The organism is Lactobacillus johnsonii ATCC 33200 (assembly GCF_000159355.1).
GTDB classification, from domain to species: Bacteria; Bacillota; Bacilli; order Lactobacillales; family Lactobacillaceae; genus Lactobacillus; species Lactobacillus johnsonii.
Genome location: NZ_GG670121.1, coordinates 26,443 through 48,372 on the forward strand (window position 1 = coordinate 26,443; position 21,930 = coordinate 48,372).

Annotated in this window: 19 protein-coding genes; 3 read left to right on the forward strand and 16 right to left on the reverse strand. The window is 34.8% G+C overall.

Annotation, left to right across the window (positions count from 1 at the left end; genetic code table 11):
* Positions 1–204: 204 nt before the first annotated feature.
* From HMPREF0528_RS05155 to HMPREF0528_RS08885, 16 genes are all read right to left on the reverse strand, one after another.
* The gene (locus HMPREF0528_RS05155) at positions 205–1,590 is read right to left on the reverse strand and encodes a DEAD/DEAH box helicase (RefSeq protein ID WP_004895674.1); all 1,386 of its coding nucleotides are present in this window, start codon (positions 1,588–1,590) and stop codon (positions 205–207) included.
* Positions 1,574–2,539, reverse strand: a complete 966-nt coding sequence (locus tag HMPREF0528_RS05160) for a DHH family phosphoesterase (RefSeq protein WP_004895675.1) — start codon at positions 2,537–2,539, stop codon at positions 1,574–1,576. The genes HMPREF0528_RS05155 and HMPREF0528_RS05160 overlap by 17 nt, the downstream gene beginning before the upstream one ends.
* Positions 2,540–2,576: 37 nt before the next feature.
* Positions 2,577–3,698, reverse strand: coding sequence for a DNA polymerase IV (gene dinB, locus HMPREF0528_RS05165; RefSeq protein ID WP_004895676.1), 1,122 nt, complete (start codon positions 3,696–3,698; stop codon positions 2,577–2,579).
* Positions 3,698–5,146, reverse strand: coding sequence for a glucose-6-phosphate dehydrogenase (gene zwf, locus HMPREF0528_RS05170; protein ID WP_004895677.1), 1,449 nt, complete (start codon positions 5,144–5,146; stop codon positions 3,698–3,700). Before zwf ends, dinB begins: the two co-directional genes overlap by 1 nt.
* 97 nt (positions 5,147–5,243) lie before the next feature.
* Positions 5,244–5,699, reverse strand: a complete 456-nt coding sequence (yajC, locus tag HMPREF0528_RS05175) for a preprotein translocase subunit YajC (RefSeq protein WP_004895678.1) — start codon at positions 5,697–5,699, stop codon at positions 5,244–5,246.
* Between the two features lie 60 nt (positions 5,700–5,759).
* Positions 5,760–6,779, reverse strand: coding sequence for a Holliday junction branch migration DNA helicase RuvB (gene ruvB, locus HMPREF0528_RS05180; protein ID WP_004895679.1), 1,020 nt, complete (start codon positions 6,777–6,779; stop codon positions 5,760–5,762).
* A 28-nt stretch (positions 6,780–6,807) separates the two neighbouring features.
* Positions 6,808–7,386, reverse strand: coding sequence for a Holliday junction branch migration protein RuvA (ruvA, locus tag HMPREF0528_RS05185; protein ID WP_004895680.1), 579 nt, complete (start codon positions 7,384–7,386; stop codon positions 6,808–6,810).
* 5 nt (positions 7,387–7,391) lie between these two features.
* The gene (gene mutL, locus HMPREF0528_RS05190) at positions 7,392–9,284 is read right to left on the reverse strand and encodes a DNA mismatch repair endonuclease MutL (RefSeq protein WP_004895681.1); all 1,893 of its coding nucleotides are present in this window, start codon (positions 9,282–9,284) and stop codon (positions 7,392–7,394) included.
* 5 nt (positions 9,285–9,289) lie between these two features.
* Complete coding sequence (mutS, locus tag HMPREF0528_RS05195; RefSeq protein ID WP_004895682.1) at positions 9,290–11,863, reverse strand: DNA mismatch repair protein MutS; 2,574 nt, start codon at positions 11,861–11,863, stop codon at positions 9,290–9,292.
* A gap of 127 nt (positions 11,864–11,990) precedes the next feature.
* Positions 11,991–13,754 carry an ABC transporter ATP-binding protein gene (locus tag HMPREF0528_RS05200; protein ID WP_004895684.1) on the reverse strand — a complete coding sequence of 588 codons (1,764 nt, stop codon included), beginning with the start codon at positions 13,752–13,754 and terminating at the stop codon, positions 11,991–11,993.
* Positions 13,755–13,786: 32 nt separating this feature from the next.
* Positions 13,787–14,458 carry a hypothetical protein gene (locus HMPREF0528_RS09565; protein ID WP_004895685.1) on the reverse strand — a complete coding sequence of 224 codons (672 nt, stop codon included), beginning with the start codon at positions 14,456–14,458 and terminating at the stop codon, positions 13,787–13,789.
* Between the two features lie 154 nt (positions 14,459–14,612).
* Positions 14,613–15,437, reverse strand: coding sequence for a helix-turn-helix domain-containing protein (locus HMPREF0528_RS05210; RefSeq protein ID WP_034525260.1), 825 nt, complete (start codon positions 15,435–15,437; stop codon positions 14,613–14,615).
* A gap of 148 nt (positions 15,438–15,585) precedes the next feature.
* Positions 15,586–17,217, reverse strand: a complete 1,632-nt coding sequence (groL, locus tag HMPREF0528_RS05215; protein WP_004895687.1) for a chaperonin GroEL — start codon at positions 17,215–17,217, stop codon at positions 15,586–15,588.
* 30 nt (positions 17,218–17,247) lie between these two features.
* Entirely contained in the window at positions 17,248–17,532 is a 285-nt protein-coding gene (gene groES / locus HMPREF0528_RS05220) for a co-chaperone GroES (protein ID WP_003647727.1), read from the reverse strand.
* Positions 17,533–17,777: 245 nt separating this feature from the next.
* Positions 17,778–18,938: a tyrosine-type recombinase/integrase gene (locus tag HMPREF0528_RS05225; RefSeq protein ID WP_004895688.1), complete on the reverse strand. Its 1,161-nt coding sequence runs from the start codon at positions 18,936–18,938 to the stop codon at positions 17,778–17,780.
* Positions 18,939–19,983: 1,045 nt separating this feature from the next.
* Positions 19,984–20,790, reverse strand: a complete 807-nt coding sequence (locus HMPREF0528_RS08885) for a helix-turn-helix domain-containing protein (RefSeq protein ID WP_050756190.1) — start codon at positions 20,788–20,790, stop codon at positions 19,984–19,986.
* 141 nt (positions 20,791–20,931) lie between these two features.
* On the opposite strand from HMPREF0528_RS08885, the gene HMPREF0528_RS05235 reads away from it, so the two are divergent.
* From HMPREF0528_RS05235 to HMPREF0528_RS05245, 3 genes are all read left to right on the forward strand, one after another.
* On the forward strand, positions 20,932–21,126 hold the full coding sequence (locus tag HMPREF0528_RS05235; RefSeq protein ID WP_004895690.1) for a helix-turn-helix domain-containing protein: 195 nt from the start codon (positions 20,932–20,934) through the stop codon (positions 21,124–21,126).
* Between the two features lie 237 nt (positions 21,127–21,363).
* Positions 21,364–21,570, forward strand: a complete 207-nt coding sequence (locus HMPREF0528_RS05240) for a hypothetical protein (RefSeq protein ID WP_004895691.1) — start codon at positions 21,364–21,366, stop codon at positions 21,568–21,570.
* A complete protein-coding gene (locus HMPREF0528_RS05245) occupies positions 21,563–21,913 on the forward strand; it encodes a hypothetical protein (RefSeq protein ID WP_004895692.1) in 351 nt (116 codons plus the stop codon). Before HMPREF0528_RS05240 ends, HMPREF0528_RS05245 begins: the two co-directional genes overlap by 8 nt.
* The last annotated feature ends 17 nt before the right edge of the window (positions 21,914–21,930 follow it).

The following is a 21,930-nucleotide window of genomic DNA, read 5'->3' on the forward strand; positions in this document are numbered from 1 at the left end:
CACTATTGCATAAAACAAGGACGCTCCCAGCGCGGTACCACCTTGATTGCAACAGTGTTTGTTACCTCTTTAAATATTTATTTCTCTAATTATCTTAGGTAGCATTACTAAATATTTTCTAGACCTTCTCACCAAGCAGTCCTCTCTTTGAAGAAAATACTTTAATAATATGTCCTAAACGTGCTTTATTTTACTACAAATTTTCTAGTTGTCAAAATTACTACGTGCTTGCTCACGTTCACGCTTACGTTTACGCTTTGCTTTTCGAATTTGATGACGTTCTTCAAGCTTACGTTTTTGCTGACGATCTTTTTGAATGGCCTGCTTAATCTTCTTCTTGTAGCCTGGCTTTACTTTTTTCTTAGTTTTCTTAACCATACCAATCATGCGGTTATCAAGTTTATGGTTGCGCGTTTGACGATTATCTCTTCTGTGATAGTGAGTTCTTTCAACTAATTCACCATTTCTAAGATCTTTAAAGTCAAAATGAATACCCAATTTTTCTAAGTCCTCAATCTGACTCATTTCATCATCATAGATTAAGGTAATGGCATGTCCTTCAAGCCCGTTTCTGCCTGTTCGACCAATTCGGTGAATTACAAATTCTAAGTCTTTTGGAATTTCATAGTTAACAACTAAGCTAACACCGGGTACATCAATTCCACGAGCAGCTAAGTCACTAGCTACGACGTATTGATATTGTCCTTCTCTAACTTGACGAATAATTCTCTTTCGTTCGCGTTCAGTAATTCCACCATGAATTTTTGCCACTTTAAGGCCTTGTTCTACAAGGTAGTCCGTTAATTCATCAACAGTCTTTTTCGTATTAGCAAAAACAAGGGCTAAATATGGCTGTCCCATTGTTAATAACTTATACAAAATTGATTTCTTGTCTCTTGAACCTACGTCAATTAAATCATTTTGAATCGTTGGCGCAATAATTGCCGGATTGTCAATAACGATAAATTCTGGCTTTGACATGTACTTTCTTAAAAAGTTTTCGAGCTTAACAGGGATCGTGGCTGAAAATGCACCTAAGACTGCTTTTTTGTCCAACTTAGACATAATTTCATCCATTTGACTTAAAAAGCCCATATCTAAAGTCATGTCAGCTTCATCGATAATAAAAGCTTTTACATTCTCCAAGTTAATAAACTTTTTGGATGCAAAATCATGTAAACGACCAGGGGTTGCAATAATTAATTGTGGAGCTCTACTTTCAGCCTTTTCAATTTGGCGATTACGGTCATTTCCACCGCCTAAATATTCAATTGAAATATTTAAACCACTAGCATCCCTTAACTGACGCGCAACTTTATATAATTGATTAGCCAATTCACGACTCGGTGCAGTAACAATTGCTTGTGTTACAGGTGCGTTCTCATCAATCATATTCAAAATTGGAATCAAATAAGCATGAGTCTTTCCAGATCCCGTTGCAGCTTGCACTACAACATTCTTTTTATTTAAAAGTGCTGGAATAACCGAAGACTGTACTTTAGTCGGTTTCTTAAAATTAATTTTTTCTAATCCGGCTTGTAGTTCTGGCCGGATTTTTTCATTTTGAAATATACTACTTGTTTGTGCCATGTTCTTCTTTATACTTCTTTGTTACTTCTACTACTTCATTAAAGACTTGTTTTACTTCATCCATGTCTTTTGCATTAGCTCCAGATGCTAGGGCATGACCTCCACCATCGTGCTGTTCAGCTAAATGATTAATAACAGGTCCCTTTGAACGATAATGAACGCGGAAAGTTCCATCTGGCTTTTCTACAAATACATTCCAAGCTAAAACATCTTTAATTCGACCAGGAGTTGAAACAGCAACATTTGCTTGATCGTCAGTTAACCCCATCTTCTTCAAATCATCTTGCATCAAAATTGTATAAGCAGCCCCAACTGGATCAATATCCATCTTATCCATTGCTAAAGCTTGTAATTTCGCTTCATCAAAAGTAACATCAGCAATTTCTCTAGCAATATCGGTAATATTAATTCCAGTTTTAGTTAATTCAGCTGCAACATCAAAAGTATGAGCTGAAGTTTCAGGATACATAAATCTTCCCGTATCACCTACAATACCTGCATATAAAGCTGCTGCAACTTCCTTAGTAATTGGTAAGTTTTCTGCTTTTAAGAAATCAAAAATAATTTCAGAAGCAGCTGGTGCATCTGGATCAACATAGCTCATATCTGCATATGGATCTACATCTGGGTGGTGGTCAATCTTAATTAGAAGATCACCTTTGTCATAATTTTTGTTAGAAATACGAGGAGTATTTGCAGTATCGGTTGTAATAACTAAAGCACCCTTGTAGTCTTCTGGCTTAACCTCATCCATCTTGTTAATCCAAATTAAGTCACCTTCATCATTTTCACCAGCACAAAGGATTTTTTTATCAGGGAAAGCTAGTCTCAAAGATCTAGCCAAACCAGCTTGAGAACCAATTGCATCTGGGTCTGGACTAGTGTGACGGTGCAAAATAATTGTTGGATATTCTTTTATCTTTTCATAAATTTCATCAAAAGTTGCCATTAATTTTTTCTCCTAAATTTTTCTTTTTATTTTATCATTACTCATTATCAAAAATTTCTAGCGATATATTCTCAACGGGATGCTCTTCAAAATCAGTAACAGTAAGGCCTAAAAGCCGGATTCCAGTTGAAAGCATGCTTTTTTCTGTCGCAAACAAAGCACGCCCAGTATCGTAGATAACAATTTTATCATTAGTGCCCTGCTTTAGCTTCCTTCTTTTAGTAATTGTCTTAAAATTAGCATCGCGTACTTTTAAGACAACACAATTTGCAAGAAAGTGGCGCTCCTTTAAGCTTTTTTCAAGTTCTCTACTATATGACCGCAATTTTGTTAAAGCAGTATTTTCATCAAATAAATTTTGATGAAAAGTACGTTCAATGCCAATTGACTTTCTATTTCTTTCTGAATCAGTCACGACACTTCTTAAGTCGATACCATGCGCATGCTGCGCCATGAGATAACCCATTCGATTAAATTTTTTAATTAAAATATCAGTTGGAATTTTTCTTAGATCGGCCCCAGTATAAACCTCCATCTCTGCCAGTTTTTCTTGGGTCTTTGGTCCAATACCAGGGAAGTTCTTTATTGGTTGTTTTGCCAAAAAATCGCGAGCACCTTCTGGTTTAATTACAGTTCTCCCAAAAGGCTTGGCATATTCTGAGCCCATCTTAGCTAAAAACTTGTTATAAGAGACCCCAAATGAACTAGTCAAACCAATTTTTTGATAGATTCTTTCCTGAAGTAAAGCGGCAATACGAACTGGATCGGTTAAATTAAGCTTATTTTCAGTAACATCTAAATATGCTTCATCTAACGCAACAGATTCTACGCGATCAGTTATCTTATGCATCAATTGATGAATTTCAGCTGATACAGCACGATATTTTTCAAAATTTGGTTGAATAATTACCAACTTCTCTGCTGGTATTAATCTTACCGCCTTAGCCGTCGGCATCGCTGAATGAGCTCCATAACGCCGGGCAATATAATTCGCTGTCGCTACAACCCCATGACCCTTATTTTTCTTCGGATCTCCACCAATTAAGACAGCTTTATTTCTAATTGATGGATTATCCCGCATTTCTACTGAAGCATAGAAGGCATCCATATCAATATGAATAATCTTACGGCTCGTATTGTTTTTAGGCAGTAAATCCATTAGCGGTAAATCCAGTGCTCGCTATCTTTTTCAAAAATATGATTATTTGATTCCGTACCGAACTTACCACTTGGATATTGTTCAAGCTGCTTAACATCTTTATTTTCATCTTGCCAAGCATCTTCAACTGCATCCACGAACTTCCAATATTGCTTCAATTCTGACCAATGAGTAAAGTTAGTTCTATCTGCTACAAACACATCATGAAGCAATCGTTCATAGCCATCTGGAACTTGCTCCATTTCTTCCTTAGAAAACTTATAACTAAGGTTTTCTCTTTTTAACCCTTCAGAGGTAATCTTCTTTCCATTAATTGTGAAATAGATTTCACTAATCGGATCAATAATAATTGAGATATTATTTGAATGTGCACTACCGTATAAATTATTCATATGGTGAAGAACAATATCAATGCGAGAAACCTTATCCTTCATTTTCTTACCAGTTCTAAAGTAAATTGGCACATCAGCTACTGGACCCTTTTTGAATTTAACTTCTCCAGCTACAAATGTTTCCACTTTAGAGTCTGGTGCAACTTGATCAGCCTTTAAATACTCTACTTCATTATCATCAGCCAAATATTGTCCCCGTGAGAAATGCCTTTTAACCATTTCTGGAGTTGGAATTACTAGGCTATCTAATAATTCTTGTTTAGCTTGGTGAATATGGTCTGAATCAAGTCCTTTAGGCTCAGGCATAGCTAAAAGTGTAATAATTTGGAAAATATGGTTTTGAACCATATCACGTAAAGCACCAGATGTTTCGTAGTAACCACCACGAGTCCCTACTCCTAGACTTTCTGCTAAAGTTACTTGCATATTTGCGATATAGTCATTATTCCAGATATTCTTAACAATTGGATTAGTCATTCTTAGAGGCATAATATTTTGAACCATTTCTTTTCCAAGATAGTGGTCAATTCGATACACCGACTCTTCATCAAAACTTTCGCCAATTTCTCGGTTTAACTTTTCTGCTGAAGCTAAGTCATGACCAAATGGCTTTTCAATTACTAAACGGTTAAAGCCGCTACCAAGCAATTTTTGATCATTAATGTGAGTAGCAATTGTACCAAAAAATCTTGGTGCCATAGCCATGTAGAAAATTCGATTTCCTTCTGCTTGATATTTTTCATCAAGTTTAGCTGCTAATTCCTTCAAGGCAATGTAGTGGCCAATATCAGTTACATCGTGAGACTGGTAATAAAAATGTGAAGCGAATTCTTTTGCTTCTTTTTCATCAAAGTTGTCACAGCTTTCTTTAACAGCTTCAACTACTTGTTCTTGCAAATATTCATGGCTCCAAGGTCTTCTAGCTGTACCAATTACAGCAAAATGATCATGAATTAAACCTTTTTGATACAAATTAAATAAGGCTGGATAAAGCTTTCTATGAGCTAAATCCCCGGAGCCACCAAAAATAATCATAACAACTGGAATATTTTTCATTCTAACTACCTACTTAATAAAAATTAACTTTACCAATTCTATTTTACAATACTAGTCATGACAATAAAAAAATAAAAAACGTCCTTGCGGACGTTTTTTATTTATCTTCTGAATTAGTGTTTTCAGTTGTATCAGTAGCTTTTTCTTCTGGCTTACTGTCTTTTTCAACAGTCTTTTCTTTAGTTTCAACTTTTTCTTCTTTAGCTTCATTAGACTTAAGGTCTTGTGTAGGAGCTGCAGCAGTTGGAAGAACACGACGAATAGCCATTCTTTCAAATGTTAAAAAGATTCCGTCTGCATCAATAACGACAGTCTTATCACTATCATTAATTGAATCAACTTTACCATGAAGACCATCAACCATAATTACTTGGTCGCCCTTCTTAAGTTCAGACATCATCTTCATACGTTCTTGTTGTTGCTTTTTTTGTGGCTTGATCATTGAGAAATAGAAGAAAACAAAAATTGCAATCATTGCAATGATCATAAAAATATTATTCATACCAGCAGCACTTTGTGCTAAGAAAAATGTATTCAAAGTATTACACCTCATTGTTTTTATTAATTAACTTTCAAATAATAATTATACCGTATTTTTAGCTTAACTAAAAACTTACTTTTCATCTTTTGGCGGATAACCTAATTGTAGATAAGCTTTTTGTGTAACGCTTCTGCCTCGAGGAGTTCGAGTAATAAAACCTTTTTGCAGTAAGTACGGTTCATATACTTCTTCAATTGTATCTGTATCTTCCCCTACATTAGCTGCAATTGTCTTAATTCCAACTGGACCGCCGCCATAGTTTTCAATCATCATTCTTAAAAGTTTCCGGTCTGTCTGATCTAGTCCTTCATCGTCAACTTCTAACAAATGAAGTGAATGCTTAGTTGTTACTAAAGAAATAGCTTCTTCACCCTTTACTTCAGCAAAATCACGAACACGTTTAAGCAGGCGGTTAGCAACACGAGGCGTTCCACGAGAGCGACGTGCTAGTTCAATTGCTGCTTCAGGATCAATCTTTGTATTAAAGACTACACTAGATCTTTGAATTATTTTTTCTAAATCTTCAACAGAATAATACTGCATGTGTTCAATAATTCCAAAACGATCTCTTAGCGGTGCAGACAATTGACCGGCTCTAGTGGTTGCCCCGATTAAAGTAAAAGGAGGTAGCGGTACATGTACTGCATGTGTTGTTTGACCTTCTCCAACAACAATGTCGATATAAAAATCTTCCATTGCGGAATAGAGAACTTCTTCCACGGGTTTTGCTAAACGGTGGATCTCATCAATGAATAAGACATCCCCAGGATTCAATTCTGAAAGCAGCGCTACTAAGTCTCCAGCCTTTTCAATTGCTGGTCCGGATGTACTCTTTAAATGAACCCCCATTTCATTAGCAATTACAAAGGCCAAAGTAGTCTTACCTAATCCAGGAGGTCCATACAAAAGAACATGATCTAAAGCTTCATCACGTTGTTTTGCTGCCTTAATGTAGATTTTCATCTCGCTCTTAACTTTATCTTGTCCAATATATTGAGCAAGTAGTTGCGGACGCAGCGATAATTCGATTGTTTCATCTTCTTCACTGCTTTCTGCTCCTATAATTCGTTCTTCCTCGTTCACATCTTTCACTTCCCTATCATCAATTAATTTCTAACTTTTATTTCTTAAGTAGTAAAGCTAATGCTTCCTTAACGTAACCATCAGCAGTATTTTCAGGTAATTTTGCTAATTTTGGCGTAATTCGATCAACTTCTTTTTGGGTATAACCAAGTGCTACTAAGGCAAGTAAAGCATCTTGCAGACTTGGAGTAAGATCGGCAGCAGCTGCTGATTTTTTTACATAGTCGCCTAGTTTTCCCTTCAAGTCTAAGACAATCTGGGAAGCAGTCTTTTTTCCTACTCCTGGGAAACGAGTCAGGTATTTTACTTCACCATTTTGAATTGCACTAGCCAAAGAATCAGTATCTTCAGCAGCCATAATTGCCACAGCAGACTTAGGTCCAATTCCTGAAACGCTTAATAATTTTAAAAATAATTCTTTATCTTCTAAAGACAAAAAACCATATAAAGTAATTCCGGTATCTCTTACAACTTGCTCAACGTAAATTGTTGCCGGTTGATTTTCATCATAACTATAAGGAGTGGGACAAAGAATCTTATAGCCAACTCCGTTTACATCTAGAACGATATAAGCTGGATAAATTTTTGTTACTATTCCCTTGAGATATTCAAACATTTTACCTACTCATCTTTTTTAAACATCTTGTTAAGATCATTTTTGCTTAACTGGATAATAATTATTTTTCCTTCAAAATCTTGATAAGGATCACTGCTATTTCTTAATTCTTTTAACAACTCTTGTGCTTCAACTGGATTGAGCATTCTTCTTCTAGCACTTTGACGCATAGTTATTTCGCCAGCAATTTGCGCTTTAAGCTTAGAAATATCATGCTCAGTTTGATTTAAATATAAGTCCAAAATCATCCGGACATTTTTTTCCACATCTGGCTGAAGCCACATAGGATATGTTCTCAAGATCAGGCTATTTTGACCAAAATCTTCTAAAAATAAGCCAAATTCTTGAAGATTTTCTAGATTTTCTTTTAATTTCAAATAATCAACATTGCTAAAGTCCAAAATTAAGGGACTAAGAAGACCTTGCTGAGAAATATTTTCACTATTTAAATCTTGAAGAATTTGATCATAAGCCAAACGACGATATGCGTTAACCTGATCAATTAAATACAGATCTTCCTCATGGTGAGCAATCAAATAAGACTTAGTTTGTCCCATATAGGTCAATTCAGGTAGATTATTAGCTAAAATTTCATCTCCAGATAGGATAATACTATCATCTTTTCCTTGAATATCTTTTTCTTCATCAAAAGGACTCAATTGTATTTGTTGATCTACGTTGTCATCCCACGTTGACGTAATCACATATTTATCATCATTACGCACCTGGTCTAAGCTAACAAAATCAGCAGCAGTTTCATGCACTTCGGCACTTTGGTCAGGTTCAACTCGCGGAGTAAATTCAACAGGACGAGCAGTATTAACTACATCTTTATTTAAGTTGAATTTCAATTGATCAATATTAGTTGATTTTTTAGGCGCTAATAAATTATTTAACCCTGAATCAATCTGATTATTTTGTTCTAAAGCTTCAGAAATACTAGTAGTTAACAGACGCTCTAACTCTTGTTCCTTTGACAAACGCACTTCTTGCTTAGTTGGATGAACATTGACATCAACTAGAAGTGGATCAAGTTCAATCTTTACTACTGCAATCGGATAACGACGCGGTCTTAATTTATTGCCATAGCCAGCCATAATTGCTTGGGTTAACCGGTAGTTTTTGATATAGCGTCCATTTAATAATAAGGAAATAAAGTTACGATTTGAACGAGTAGTATTAGGGTCAGAAATTAGGCCGCTAATCTCAAAGTCTGGGCTCTTTCCCTTAAGGATGTCCATTTTTTCAGCAAGCTGCCGACCATAAATATTAGCTATATCTTGCCTTAAATCATCACGTCCATTAGTCTTTAACAAGATTTTTCCATTATTGGTTAACGTAAACGAAACATCTGGATGTCCTAAAGCTAAACGGTTAACAATATCAACAATCTTTAAAATTTCAGTTCTTTCAGAGCGCAAATATTTTAAACGAGCTGGCGTATTAAAAAATAAGTCGCTAACTGTAATTTTGGTTCCTTTAGGCGAAGCTGCATCTTCTTGAAGCTTCTTTTCACTACCTGAAAAAATTGCCCGTACGCCACCTAAATTATCATTATTTGTCGTTACTTCTACATGAGAAACAGCTGCAATTGAAGCCAAAGCTTCTCCGCGAAATCCTAAAGTAGAAATATTAAATAGGTCTCGTTCAGTCGCAATCTTACTAGTTGCGTGACGAGTAAAGGCTAAATCAATTTGATCTTTAGCAATTCCGCTACCATTATCTTGAACTGTAATTTGCTTTAAACCAGCGTCAATAAAGTCAATTCTGATTCGCTTGCTTCCTGCATCAAGAGAATTTTCACATAGTTCTTTTACAACACTCGCCGGTCTTTCAATAACTTCACCAGCTGCAATCTGATTAGTTAGTTCAGGTGACAGTTCATGAATTTTACTCATGATTCTCAGTCCTTATCTTTCAATTCCTGCTGCCACTGAGCCACTAATTCCATAACTTGGAGAGGTGTCTTGTCAGCAAGATACACATTTTGAATCTCATCTAATACATCTTTTTCATCATCTGAAATTGCTGGCACACTCGTTTCTTCAGGAACAAAGAGATCAAGTTGTTCACTAGCTGGTTGCAATTCACTAGCGCCTTGCTTTTCTAACCGCTTAAGCATTGTTGTTGCTTCACGCAAAACCTTGTGTGGTAAACCTGCTAATTGCGCAACATGAATACCATAAGATTGATCGGCAGGTCCTGGAAGAATCTTGTGTAAGAAAATTAACTTTCCATTTTCTTCTGTTGCTCCTACATGAATATTCTTCAAATGCTTGAGCGTTTGATCTAAATCAGTTAATTCATGGTAGTGTGTAGCAAACAAGGCCTTTGCGCCAACCTTATCATGAAGGTATTTAACAATTGCACCAGCAAGTGCCATTCCGTCATAAGTAGCTGTACCTCGGCCAATTTCATCAAACAAAACTAGCGACCGCTTAGTTGCATGTTGCAAAGCGTCGTTTGCTTCGCTCATTTCTACCATAAAAGTACTCTGGCCAGAAATCAAATCATCTGCTGCACCAATTCGAGTAAAAATTTGGTCAAAAATTGGTAAGGTTGCACTATCGGCTGGAACAAAAGAACCAATCTGCGCCATGATTGCTATTAAAGCCATCTGACGCATATAGGTTGATTTACCAGACATATTTGGTCCCGTAATCAAGAAAATATTAGTATCTTGATCCATCTTCACGTCATTTGGAATGTAGCTACCTGCAGTCATAACTTGTTCAACAACTGGGTGGCGTCCATTAACTACATTAATTTCTTGCTTATCAGTCGCAAAGTTAGGGCGAACATAATTATTTTGTTCACTGACTGTCGCAAAATTAGTTAAAACATCTAGACTTGCAATTTGTTTAGCTAGTTTTTGCAAGGCAGGGATGTATTTTTTAACATCTTCTCTCAGCTTTACAAATAAATCATATTCTAGACCAGTTGATTTTGCCTCAGCTTCTAAAATTAAAGCTTCATGTTCCTTTAAATCAGGCGTAATGTAACGTTCTGCATTGGTTAGAGTCTGCTTTCTAGTGTAGCGATCAGTTGGCACCTTACTCTTATTCGAATTTGTAACTTCAATATAGTAGCCAAAGACCTTGTTATAACCAACTTTTAGATTATTGATTCCAGTTACTTCACGTTCATGACTCTCCATTTCAGATAGCCACTTCTTACCATTATTCATGGCATCGCGGTAGCGGTCTAATTGTTCTGAAACGCCCTCTCTAATTAATCCACCTTCTGTAGTTGGAAGTGGTGGATTATCCACAATGGTGTTGACGATTAGGTCATGAATCCCTTTTAGTGGGTCAATTTGTTTAGCATAGTTTTGCAGATGTGGATTACTTGTTTCAAGCAGTGCATTCAAAATTTCAGGAATTGCACCTAAAGAATGCGCTAATTGAAGCATTTCACGTGCATTAACTGAACCAAAGGCAATTCGACCAGTTAATCGTTCTAAGTCATACACACCTTTTAAGCTGTCGATAACTTTTTCACGGGTAAAGTAATCATCAAGAAGGGCTTGAACCATTTCTTGACGACGCGTAATTTCTGTAACTGAAAGAAGTGGTCGTTCAATCCAAGATTTTAATAACCGTCCACCCATGGCAGTACTAGTCTTATCTAAAAGCCAAAATAAAGAACCCATCTTCTTAGAGGTTTTAGCTGACTTAATTAACTCTAAATTAGTTTGAACCGTGTGAGACATTTGCAAGTATTGCGTTGGTTCATAGCTTTGAGCCACTTGTAAGTGTGCTAAGCTACGCTTTTGGGTTGAAAGAAGATATGCGACTAGTTGCTTAGTAGCTTTAATTTCTGCATCATTAGTTAAGTTTTGAGCTACGTAAGAGATTTCTGCATGTTCACCTTCAACTTCAACAGGCTCAGAAACAGTAATATTAGCCTTCTTCAAAAAATCCTTATTTAAGTCAGTTAAGCGGCCGTTATACACAACTTCTCGTGTTTGAAGGGATAATAATTCGTTTGCTACTCCTTCAAAGTCAGTTAGATGAGTAGAAAAAGTTTCCCCAGTGGATAAGTCACTGTAGGCTAAACCGAAGCCAGAATTTGTAGAAATAACAGAAGTTAAATAGTTGCTGTCTTTTGCTTGATCTGGCCGCTCTTGCATCATGGTACCTGGCGTAATTAATTGAATAATTCCGCGTTTAACCATCCCTTTAGCTTTTTTCGGATCTTCAAGTTGTTCACAAAGCGCTACTTTATAGCCTTTTTCTACTAAAGTATTAACGTAAGTATCCACAGCTAAATGAGGCACGCCTGCCATTGGAATTGGATTTTTAGTTTTATTTGAACGATGAGTTAAGGTTAATTCTAGAATTTGTGCACCTTTGATTGCATCATCTTCAAATAATTCATAGAAATCACCAACACGATAAAACAAAAACGCATCGGGATATTGTTCCTTAATTTCGTAATATTGCTTCATCATTGGTGTCGTATCTTTTTTTGCCATTCGTTACCAAATATCCTTTCTTCCAAAAACCTATGTTCTATTATAACGTAAAAATCACTTAAAAATGTTAACTCTTGTGGCGCAAAAAAATTCTCCATGCCTAATTGCATGAAGAATTTTTCTAACATTAAATATATGCATTTTTCTGTAAGTTATACATTTCTTGATATTTTGCATTTTTATTCAATAAATTAGCATGAGTATCAAAGCCACTAACTTTTCCACTATCAAGAAAGAGTACTTTATCAGCAAACTTAACTGCAGATAGTCTGTGCGTAACAAAGAAGATCGTCTTTTGGTTGTTTTCTCTTAAAAAGCGCTCATAAATTTCTGCTTCACTCTTAGCATCTAACGCTGCTGTCGGTTCATCTAAAAATTCAATCTTACCATTTGCATATAAGTCTCGTGCTAAAGCAATCTTCTGCCATTGACCACCAGATAAGTCAGTTCCATTTTCAAAATCTTTAGCAAGAATCATGCTTAGTTGCAGATGATCATTAGCCAGCAAATTCTCTAGGCCTGCTGCTTTTAAAACATTATTTACTCGCTCTTCATTAAATGAATATCCCGTAATCACATTTTCTTTAAGCGTTAACTTAAAATGAGAAAAATCTTGGAAAGTAGCTGATAAATTTTTATGTAGGTCAAAAATATTAAAATCTTTTAAATTATCATCATCAATTGAAATAGCTCCAGTAGTCGGGTCATAAAATCGCATTAACAACTTTACTAAAGTAGATTTTCCTGATCCATTTTCACCAACAATTGCGATCTTTTCACCATTTTTTACTGAAAAACTAACATTGTGTAAAACTTCATCATCAGAAAATGGGTATGTAAATGAAAGATCCTTAACTTCAATCTTCTTAAACTCATCAGGAAATTCTTGCTTTCCATTTTCAAAATTATCGTGATATTCAAGAAAATTAAAGTACTTTTCAATCCACAGTAAAGAATCATAGAGCAGACTGCTATCTTCCACTACTCGTGCCATACTTGTGGAAATATAACCAATTACAGAAACAAACATTAACAAAACGCCAACTTCTAGAGCACCTGTTCTTACCGAGTTAGTAAACCAATAAAAACCGTAACCAAACACTCCAACAGTTAGAAGAACAAATGCTGAACTAACAGCAAGTTGCTTTTTACGAATTTGATTTACATCCCTTTTAGTCTGTTCAAATAAGGTCGTATACTTTTTAATAATTTTAGGAAACATATTGAAAAGTCGAACTTCTTTAGCATCCCTGCGGTCTAACAACAAACTACTATAGTAATGTAAGTATCTCGCATTCTTGCTTCTTTCAACCATTGTCTCAAATGATTGCTGCTGAATACGGTAATAAGAAATACTCTGCGGCACCATTACAACTAATAATAAGAGCGCCAGCCACCAATTATAACGAGCCAAATACACTAACATAAAAGCTAACGTTAAAAACGACTGCAAAACTGATACTCCAAAAACAATTAAATTAACTGGACGCCAGCTTGCATCATCTCGAAGCATTTGTAAATCATCAAAGTATTTACTGTCGTCAAAAATCCTAATTGACTGTAAATCTTCAGATTTCTTCATCAAACTAATGTTAATAAAACCTGTTAATTTATCAGTTAAAATTCCCTGCACCATTGTTGATAAAGATGGTAAAAACTGTTGAAACGCAGTCGCTACAATCCATACAATGATCATTTCCATAAAGGGAGAATGATTAGTAACCTGGTCAATTACCTTTTGTCCGGCTGCCACGGCAATTAACGGAACTACCGCTTGCAAGGGTGCTAATAATAAAACGCAAGTCGCAATTAGAGGTGCTGATTTAAAGAACAAATGATAGGTTCTAGCTAATTCGTTGAAGTACTGATTTAATTTTTTAACGTGCTTCATTTACTTTTCCTCCAATTGTCAAGTGCCAAAGCCTACCGCCAATTTACTGGATTAACAAAATAACTATATATTTTATTAATTTCCAAATTTGTCATTTCTCTTTGTTTAATTACACTATACCTATTTCTCATAGGTGTATTTTTATCTTTCTTCAGTTCTGTTACTATAAGTTCACCGGAAATAAACAATGGAAATTTTTTACCAGATTCATCATATTCATAAATTACGGTTTCTTCATCTAGTCCATAGTATGCATCTACATCGTCAGAAACATTCATAATCAATAAATTAATACCTGGCTTAATGTCGTTATAACAACTAGTACGATATTTACCACCATCTACAAACTCATTATTTGAAGTTCCAAAGATATATACTTTGCCATAATAAACTGGTACTACTCCTGCAATCGTTCGTTCAATACTAAATTCACTATTTTTGTCTAATCTAAATGTAATACCAGATGAAGCTCTAATTTCAAGTCTTTGATTATTAGTCTCTAACAATCCTCCTTCTGAGATTGCCATTCCCGATCTAAGTTTATGCACCACTCCGCTTAAATCCGTAAAAATTGCTTCCTTACCATTATTATTTGATACAAAAGTTACTACATATGATACATTTGAGCTTTGATGACCTAATTTTTTATGTTGATCATGTGTATTAAACTCTGTTTTATCTTTATATTTTAATAATAAACTCATGTTGATATACCTCCACAAATATTATCATAAAAGCTAATTCTCAAAAGGGAAACAATGGATACATGACTATCACCTCATATTTTTTATCTTTAATTTAATTTGTTTTTTTATATTTATAATTATATTCACATTAATACACAAAAGAAAAAAGTGTCTAAATTGACACTTTTAAAACTTCAGCAATTTTGTTCATATCGTTATTACTCAAAAAAGATAATATATCTTGTATCTTTCTCTTATCTTGCTCTAAATATGCTTGATAAAAATTCTTCATGATTTTATTAAAACAATTAGCAGGTTCAATAGGTAAGCGGTCTAACAAATTAAATATCTCACCTATAAATTCTACATTTTGATAGGAAGACCTGATCATGTGAGATAAATAATTGACCATAATAGAAGAAACCAAAACTTGAGTTGAACGAGGAAAGTTCTCAATATTATTATATTTTTTGATAAATGAAGATAGCAATGTTTTCATTTCTCCATCTGTCCAAAAGGATAGGCTTAATGAGAACAGTCTTAATTTATCTTCATTCCACTCACCTTCAAGTATTAAAGCTTTTATTTGATCTCTTTTTTTATTTGGAATCTGATCAATTTTTCTACTTATAATGAACTCAGCCAAAATAGCATTGGCCTCTAAAATTTTTTGCAAAGATTCGCTCCCTTTAACTTCTACTATTTTACCTTTTAAGCTTTTTACTTGTTCTAAATCTTGGCCATAATATGCTTGGCGTAATTTAGACATCCATTGATCTTTATCAATTCTATTATCCTTAACCCCGCATTTTACTAGAAATTCACTAATATCAACATCATGCATTTCTAAAATCTTAATTAAATCACTGGCATTAATCTCGTGGATTCCTCGTTCAATTTTAGAATAATAAGATTTCGTTAGAATAGGATATGCCATCTCGGTTTGAGATAATCCTAGATTTTTTCTAGTTTCTTTTAAAGCTTCGCCAATGGTCATCACTGTCATCTTCTTTCTTAACAAAAAATTACAGTTTAATTTTTTATTAAGATATTATACTCTACTACACAAAAACACTCCATGATCATCAAAAATCATGGAGTGTTTTATCAATCTATTAAATTAGTAAATGTAATTAGTTTCTAAATTACATTCCCATACCCATACCTGGGTTTGGAGCTGCAGGAGCTTGGTTCTTGTCATCTTCTGGAGCGTCAGCAACAACAGCTTCAGTAGTTAATAACAAGGCAGCAATTGAAGCAGCATTTTGAAGTGCTGAACGAGTTACCTTAGTTGGGTCGATAATACCAGCCTTAACCATGTTTTCCCACTTGTTAGTTGCAGCATTGTAACCAACTTCTGGGTCTTCATGTTCTAAGTGGTCTAAGATAACAGCACCATCTTTACCAGCGTTTTCAGCAATTTGACGTACAGGAGCGCCTAAAGCTTTCATAACAATCTTAACACCAGTTTCTGCGTCTTCGCTGTCACCCTTAACAGTATCTTGGATGGACTTCATAACATCAACTAATGCAGTACCACCACCAGCAACGTAACCTTCTTCAACAGCGGCACGGGTTGCGTTCAAAGCATCTTCGATTCTGTACTTTCTTTCCTTTAATTCAGTTTCAGTAGCAGCACCAACCTTGATAACAGCAACACCACCAGCAAGTTTAGCAAGACGTTCTTGTAATTTTTCACGGTCAAAGTCTGAAGTAGTGTCAGCAATTTGCTTCTTAATTTGATCTACACGTTCTGCAATAGCTTCCTTAGAACCAGCACCTTCAACAATAGTAGTTGAATCCTTGGTTACAGTAACCTTGCCAGCCTTACCTAATTGATCAATCTTAGTGTCCTTTAATTCAAGACCTAAGTCTGAAGAAATTACAGTACCACCAGTTAAGATAGCGATATCTTCAAGCATTGCCTTACGACGGTCACCAAAGCCAGGAGCCTTAACAGCAACAACGTTGAAAGTACCACGGATCTTGTTCAAAACAAGAGTTGGAAGAGCTTCACCATCAACATCATCAGCAATGATTAATAAGCTCTTACCTTGTTGAACGATTTCTTGTAATAATGGCAAGATATCTTGAATGTTAGAAATCTTCTTGTCAGTAATCAAAATGTAAGGGTTGTCTAAGTCTGCTTCCATCTTGTCGTTGTCAGTTACCATGTATTGTGATAAGTAACCACGATCGAATTGCATACCTTCAACTACTGAAAGTTCAGTATCAATACCTTTTGATTCTTCAATAGTAATAACACCATCGTGACCAACTTTTTCCATTGCGTCAGCGATTAAGTTACCAACTTCAGTTGAAGCTGATGAAACAGAAGCAACTTGAGCAATTTCGTCCTTAGTACTTACCTTGTGGCTAATCTTGTGTAATTCGTCAACAGCTGCCTTAGTAGCAATTTCAATACCGCGACGAATACCAACAGGGTTTGCACCAGCAGTAACGTTCTTCATACCTTCACGAACTATTGCTTGAGTTAAAACAGTAGCAGTAGTAGTACCGTCACCAGCAATGTCGTTAGTCTTTTGTGCAGCTTCAGAAACAAGCTTTGCACCCATGTTTTCAAAATGGTTTTCTAATTCAATACTCTTGGCGATAGTAACACCATCGTTAGTAATGTCAGGAGCACCATAACTCTTTTCCAAAACAACATTTCTACCCTTAGGTCCTAAAGTTGTCTTAACAGTATCTGCTAATTTATCAACACCTTTTAATAATGAGTGTCTTGCATTTTCAGAAAATTTAATCTCTTTAGCCATATTATATGCCACCTTTTATTTCAAATTTTATTACTTAACGACAGCTAATAAGTCGCTTTCACGAAGAACTAAGTACTTTTCGCCTTCGTACTTCAAGTTAGTGCCAGAGTATTTATCAAAGAATACAGTTTCACCTTTTGCAACTGACATAGGAATTAAGTCGCCATTTGCGTTGCGCTTACCATTTCCTACGGCAATAATTTCGCCCATTTGAGGCTTTTCTTTAGCGTTAGAAGCCAGGACAATGCCTCCAACTTTTTCTTCTTCTTCGTCTTTTACTTTAACGATCACGCGATCACCGATTGGTTGTAACACGTTAGTCCCTCCTGTACATAATTTAAATCTATAATTATATTACTTAGCACTCATATATTATAAGTGCTAACTTACAATTACGATAGTACATTGTTTATAAAAGAAAAGCAAGTATTTAGACACAAAAATTAGCACTTTTATCATCAGAGTGCTAATTTTTTTCTGATTATTGATATATCAACGCTTTAGACTACTTTCAAACAATAAAAAAATAATATTGCTCCTAATTTTGTTCTTAGTAGTCCCTAACCCTCCATAAATCTAGCAAACTTTTCAGCAGTTTTCTTCTTTTCGGATTTAGTGACGTGAGTATATACGTTCATTGTTGTTGTGATATCTGAATGCCCTAAACGTTCTTTTACGTCCTGCATTGGTGTTCCAGCCTCGAATAATAAAGAGGCGTGAGTGTGGCGAAAGCCGTGTACAGTAATATGTTTAAGTCGTGCGTCTTTTGCTATTGTTTTATTCCAATATTGAACTAACCACGGTCTTATTAACTGATTATTGCCGTTGCTAAAAAGTAACTGGTCGTCTGTTAGAGCATTAAACCCCACCTTAAACAACTCTTTACGTTGCCTCTTTCTCCATTCTTGCAAGTAATAAATAGTCTGTTCATCTACTTGTATAGTTCGATTACTTGCTTTTGTTTTAGGCGTACCAATCACTAAAGAGTTATGCGTTCCTAAAGATAAAGTTTTATTAATCCTTATTGTTTCATTTTCAAAATCTATATCACTCCACTTTAATGCTAGCGCCTCGCCTTTTCGCATCCCTGTATAAGCCAAAAGTCTAAAGAATAAATACACTCTAGGATTTTTCTTCTGCTTGCAAGCGTCTAAATATTTATTTAACTCTTCTTTTGAGTAAAAATTAGTAAACTCCCGCTTATCTTTTTGCATTTTGGGTTTAATTACCCTTTTCATTGGATTTTTAACAATCAAGTCATTATTAACGGCATAATCCAAAACTTTAGAAGACAAGCTATAGACTTTCCTATACATTTTTGGCAAGTCACTAAACCACTTGTTAAGAGCTTTCTGGCATCTAAATGTACTTATCTTTTCTACATATAACTCGCCCAATACAGGCAAAATATGATTTTTAAAACATGCTTTAGTATTCAGCAAAGTAGTAGGCTTTACCGTTAACTCATAATTAGCAAGCCACATCTCATAAATCTTTTTAAATTTATGTTTCTTGTTTTCTTTACCTGTATAAGTTCCCTTTGCTATTTTGTCTTTAATTTCAAAGTAAGACTTTAGGGCATCATCATAGCTTTTAAAGCCTTGCTTTCGTGCTTGTATGCTATTGCCTGTTTCTTCGTCCTTGCCTACATAAATCTTAAACTTATAACGAACTTGACCGCTAGGTGTTTTGTATTCGCTTATATCCTTGTTTCTTTTCATGTTTACCACCCTTATTTTTTGCTACAAGCGTAAATGTGCTAATCAAAGGCTTTTAACACAAACATTAGCAATAGCAGTTACTAATATTTGAAACATGCTTTTAACAAGAAAATTGTCAAGTTTTGTCAGGTTCTGAGATGCACACTTTTTAGTTTAGTTGCAGTCAGTAAGTAGCAAGATATAGGCAACAAGAGCCGTTAAAGTCGGGGTATAATGCTAGCTTTTGCTAACATCAATTAACTACATCCCTTTGAGGGATGTTTTTTATTTATCTGTATCAGTCAACATTTACATTTCAAGGCGTATTTGTAGCTACTCGTTGCTAGCTTGTATTTTTAAGTATTCTCTACCAGCGTATGTAAAAGTACGTAGGTACAGCCGTAATTATGATTACACCTGTAAAATTTAATAAGCGTAGTTACAGCTACGGACATCATGACACCCTAAAAAGAAAAGTTTCAGGGATGAACAAAACGTTCAGACCTGCACTACCAAACTAGTACCGCAGACTAGATAAAAAACAAGCGTGCAGAGTGTACGGTTGTTATAAGTCCTTTTCTTTTGTATTTAATATCGGATTATCAGAAATAATTTTAGTTAATGACGCATCCATTTTTGGATTGGTTAAAATTACTAAATGCTAGCTTTTGCTAACATCGTTCAGGTTTTTTCAGGTTCAAATACTAATAATTCAGCAAAAAAAGTCAGGTTTTGTCAGGTTCAAAGGTGCAACTCGCTTTATTTTATGTGCAATCAGCAAGTAGCAATCTATAGACACTAAGAGCCGTTGAAATTATCGGTAAAATGATAACTTTTGATAACATCAATTAATTACATCACTTTGAGGGATGCCAATATTTTTAATTCAAAGCAACTTGTTAACAACAACGAGGTAACTTATAAGTTACTTCGTTCAAGGTAATCTATTAATTATTCGTTTATCTTTAATATTGAACATTTGCAGTTATAACTGCAGTTGTTAACAAGCGTAACCGCAGTTGCGGACATCATGACACCCTAAAAAAGAAAGTTTAAGGGATACGAGTTAATGTTCAGTTTTAGAATACTTATTTATAAAACTTTTCAGGTTTTTATTTATATCATTATCGTTTAGTAACTCCTTTAAAATTTCGTTGTATTCTTTATAAATTCCTGTTGGTTGTGGGTTTTCAGGTAGATATTTAAGTTCTTTTTTTATTTTTTCTAAATTACCTTGAATAATCTCAATAAATAATTTCAAATCTTTTTTATCAGCTATTCTTGAATATTCTAATAAGGCATCGTTGATATTTAATTTAATTAAATTTTTATCTATCATTTTGCTAATTGGCGTGCTAGTAACATCTAAACGATGCTTTTTTATTACTAACTTCAAATTCTGTTTTAGTTCTTCACTAGCTCCACCAGCATAAAATATATTTTTAGCTATTAAGATTTTAACTAGTTCGCTTTCACTGAATATAAAATTAAAATTCTTTTGCCAATAATCAACAACTTCAAGTGGATATTCTTCTAGTTTTTCTTTTTTAAATTTGGTTAGAGGTAATTCTTTGTTTTGTGACTTTAAATAAATTTCTATTTCTTTACCTAGTTCATCATTGGATAAATAAGCATTATTTAATATCTTTAGTATCTCTTTTTTTGAAAAACCGTTCATTCCTTGCAAGTATGGCACAGAAACCCCGAAAAAGTCGGCTAGCTTTTGCCAAGTCTCCAATTTTGGTTCACGGTCGCCCCGTTCATATTTTGCTAAGGCATCAGGAGAAATTTTTAAATTATTTTGTTCTAATTGAGAGCTAACTTCTTTAAGAGTTAGCTTTTTTTCTTTGCGCAATTCTCTTAATCTGTTCATTTTCTCGCCCCCTTTATTAAAGAATATTAACACAAAATATTATTATTTAATACATATTGTCTTGACAATACAAAATGTATAATTTAATATTTGCTTTGTTAAAAGATACAAAACGTATTTTTATAGAAAAGAGGTTAGAAAGTGGCTATTGAATATTTAACGTTCAAAGAGGCAATGAAGTATTTGGGGATGAAGTCCCCGATTACTTTAAGAAGTTACATTGATGCAGGTTTACCAGTTATTGAAGTAGGTAAATCTAAGAAGATAAGTAAAAGCGATATTGATGAGTTTATGAGTAAGCACAAAAGGACGGCACAACATGAAACGACTGTATAGAGCCTTTAAGAACTGGCTTTACTTACCAGATGGAGCAAGCAACGAAATATTTAATTTATTGCTGTTTGGCATCCTTGCCTTATCGTCCATTGTGGCAATCGTAAGCTTTACCAGAACACTAGGTATCTTCCTAGCATTGTTTAGATAGATTGGAGTTTAAAGAATGAGGTACACAGAAAACAATTTCAACAAGAAAATGAATATACCAACAAAATAAAATTTTTAAAGCGGTCTACTATGTTTGCTGAAAATGAAGGTAATTACAACATTGATGGTACTAATTACCCTATTTCTACTATCTGGCGTGAAGTTGCATCTACTGCGTTAGCATTAGCAGATTTAGCAGATTGGTTCGATAGATACGATAAGGACGGGCAAAACGATAACGATGAAGTTGTATTTGTGCGTAAAAATAGTTTTGAGGATGGTTTAGACAATGAATAAGCAATTAACTAAGTTTGAAAAACAAGTTTTTGAGTGCATCCCTGCAGGTAAAGAACACCCTATTAGTCAACAGGATTTAGCATTAGCTAACGACACAACAAGACGCAATATTACTAGCACCGTTAGAAAGCTAAGGCTAAAAGGCCGTCTAGTTGGTTCAAGTCGTTCATCTATTAACGGCTATTACAAAATCAAAACCACCGAGGAATTTTTTGAAAATATAGGGATGCTGACAAGTCAACGAGATACTTTAAGCAAGACAATAACGGCAATGATGGAAACTTTTAACGAAAAAGAGCCGTTAATAGGTCAACAATCTTTATTTAACCAAGTTAACGAGTAGCAAAATAAAAAGCCCAC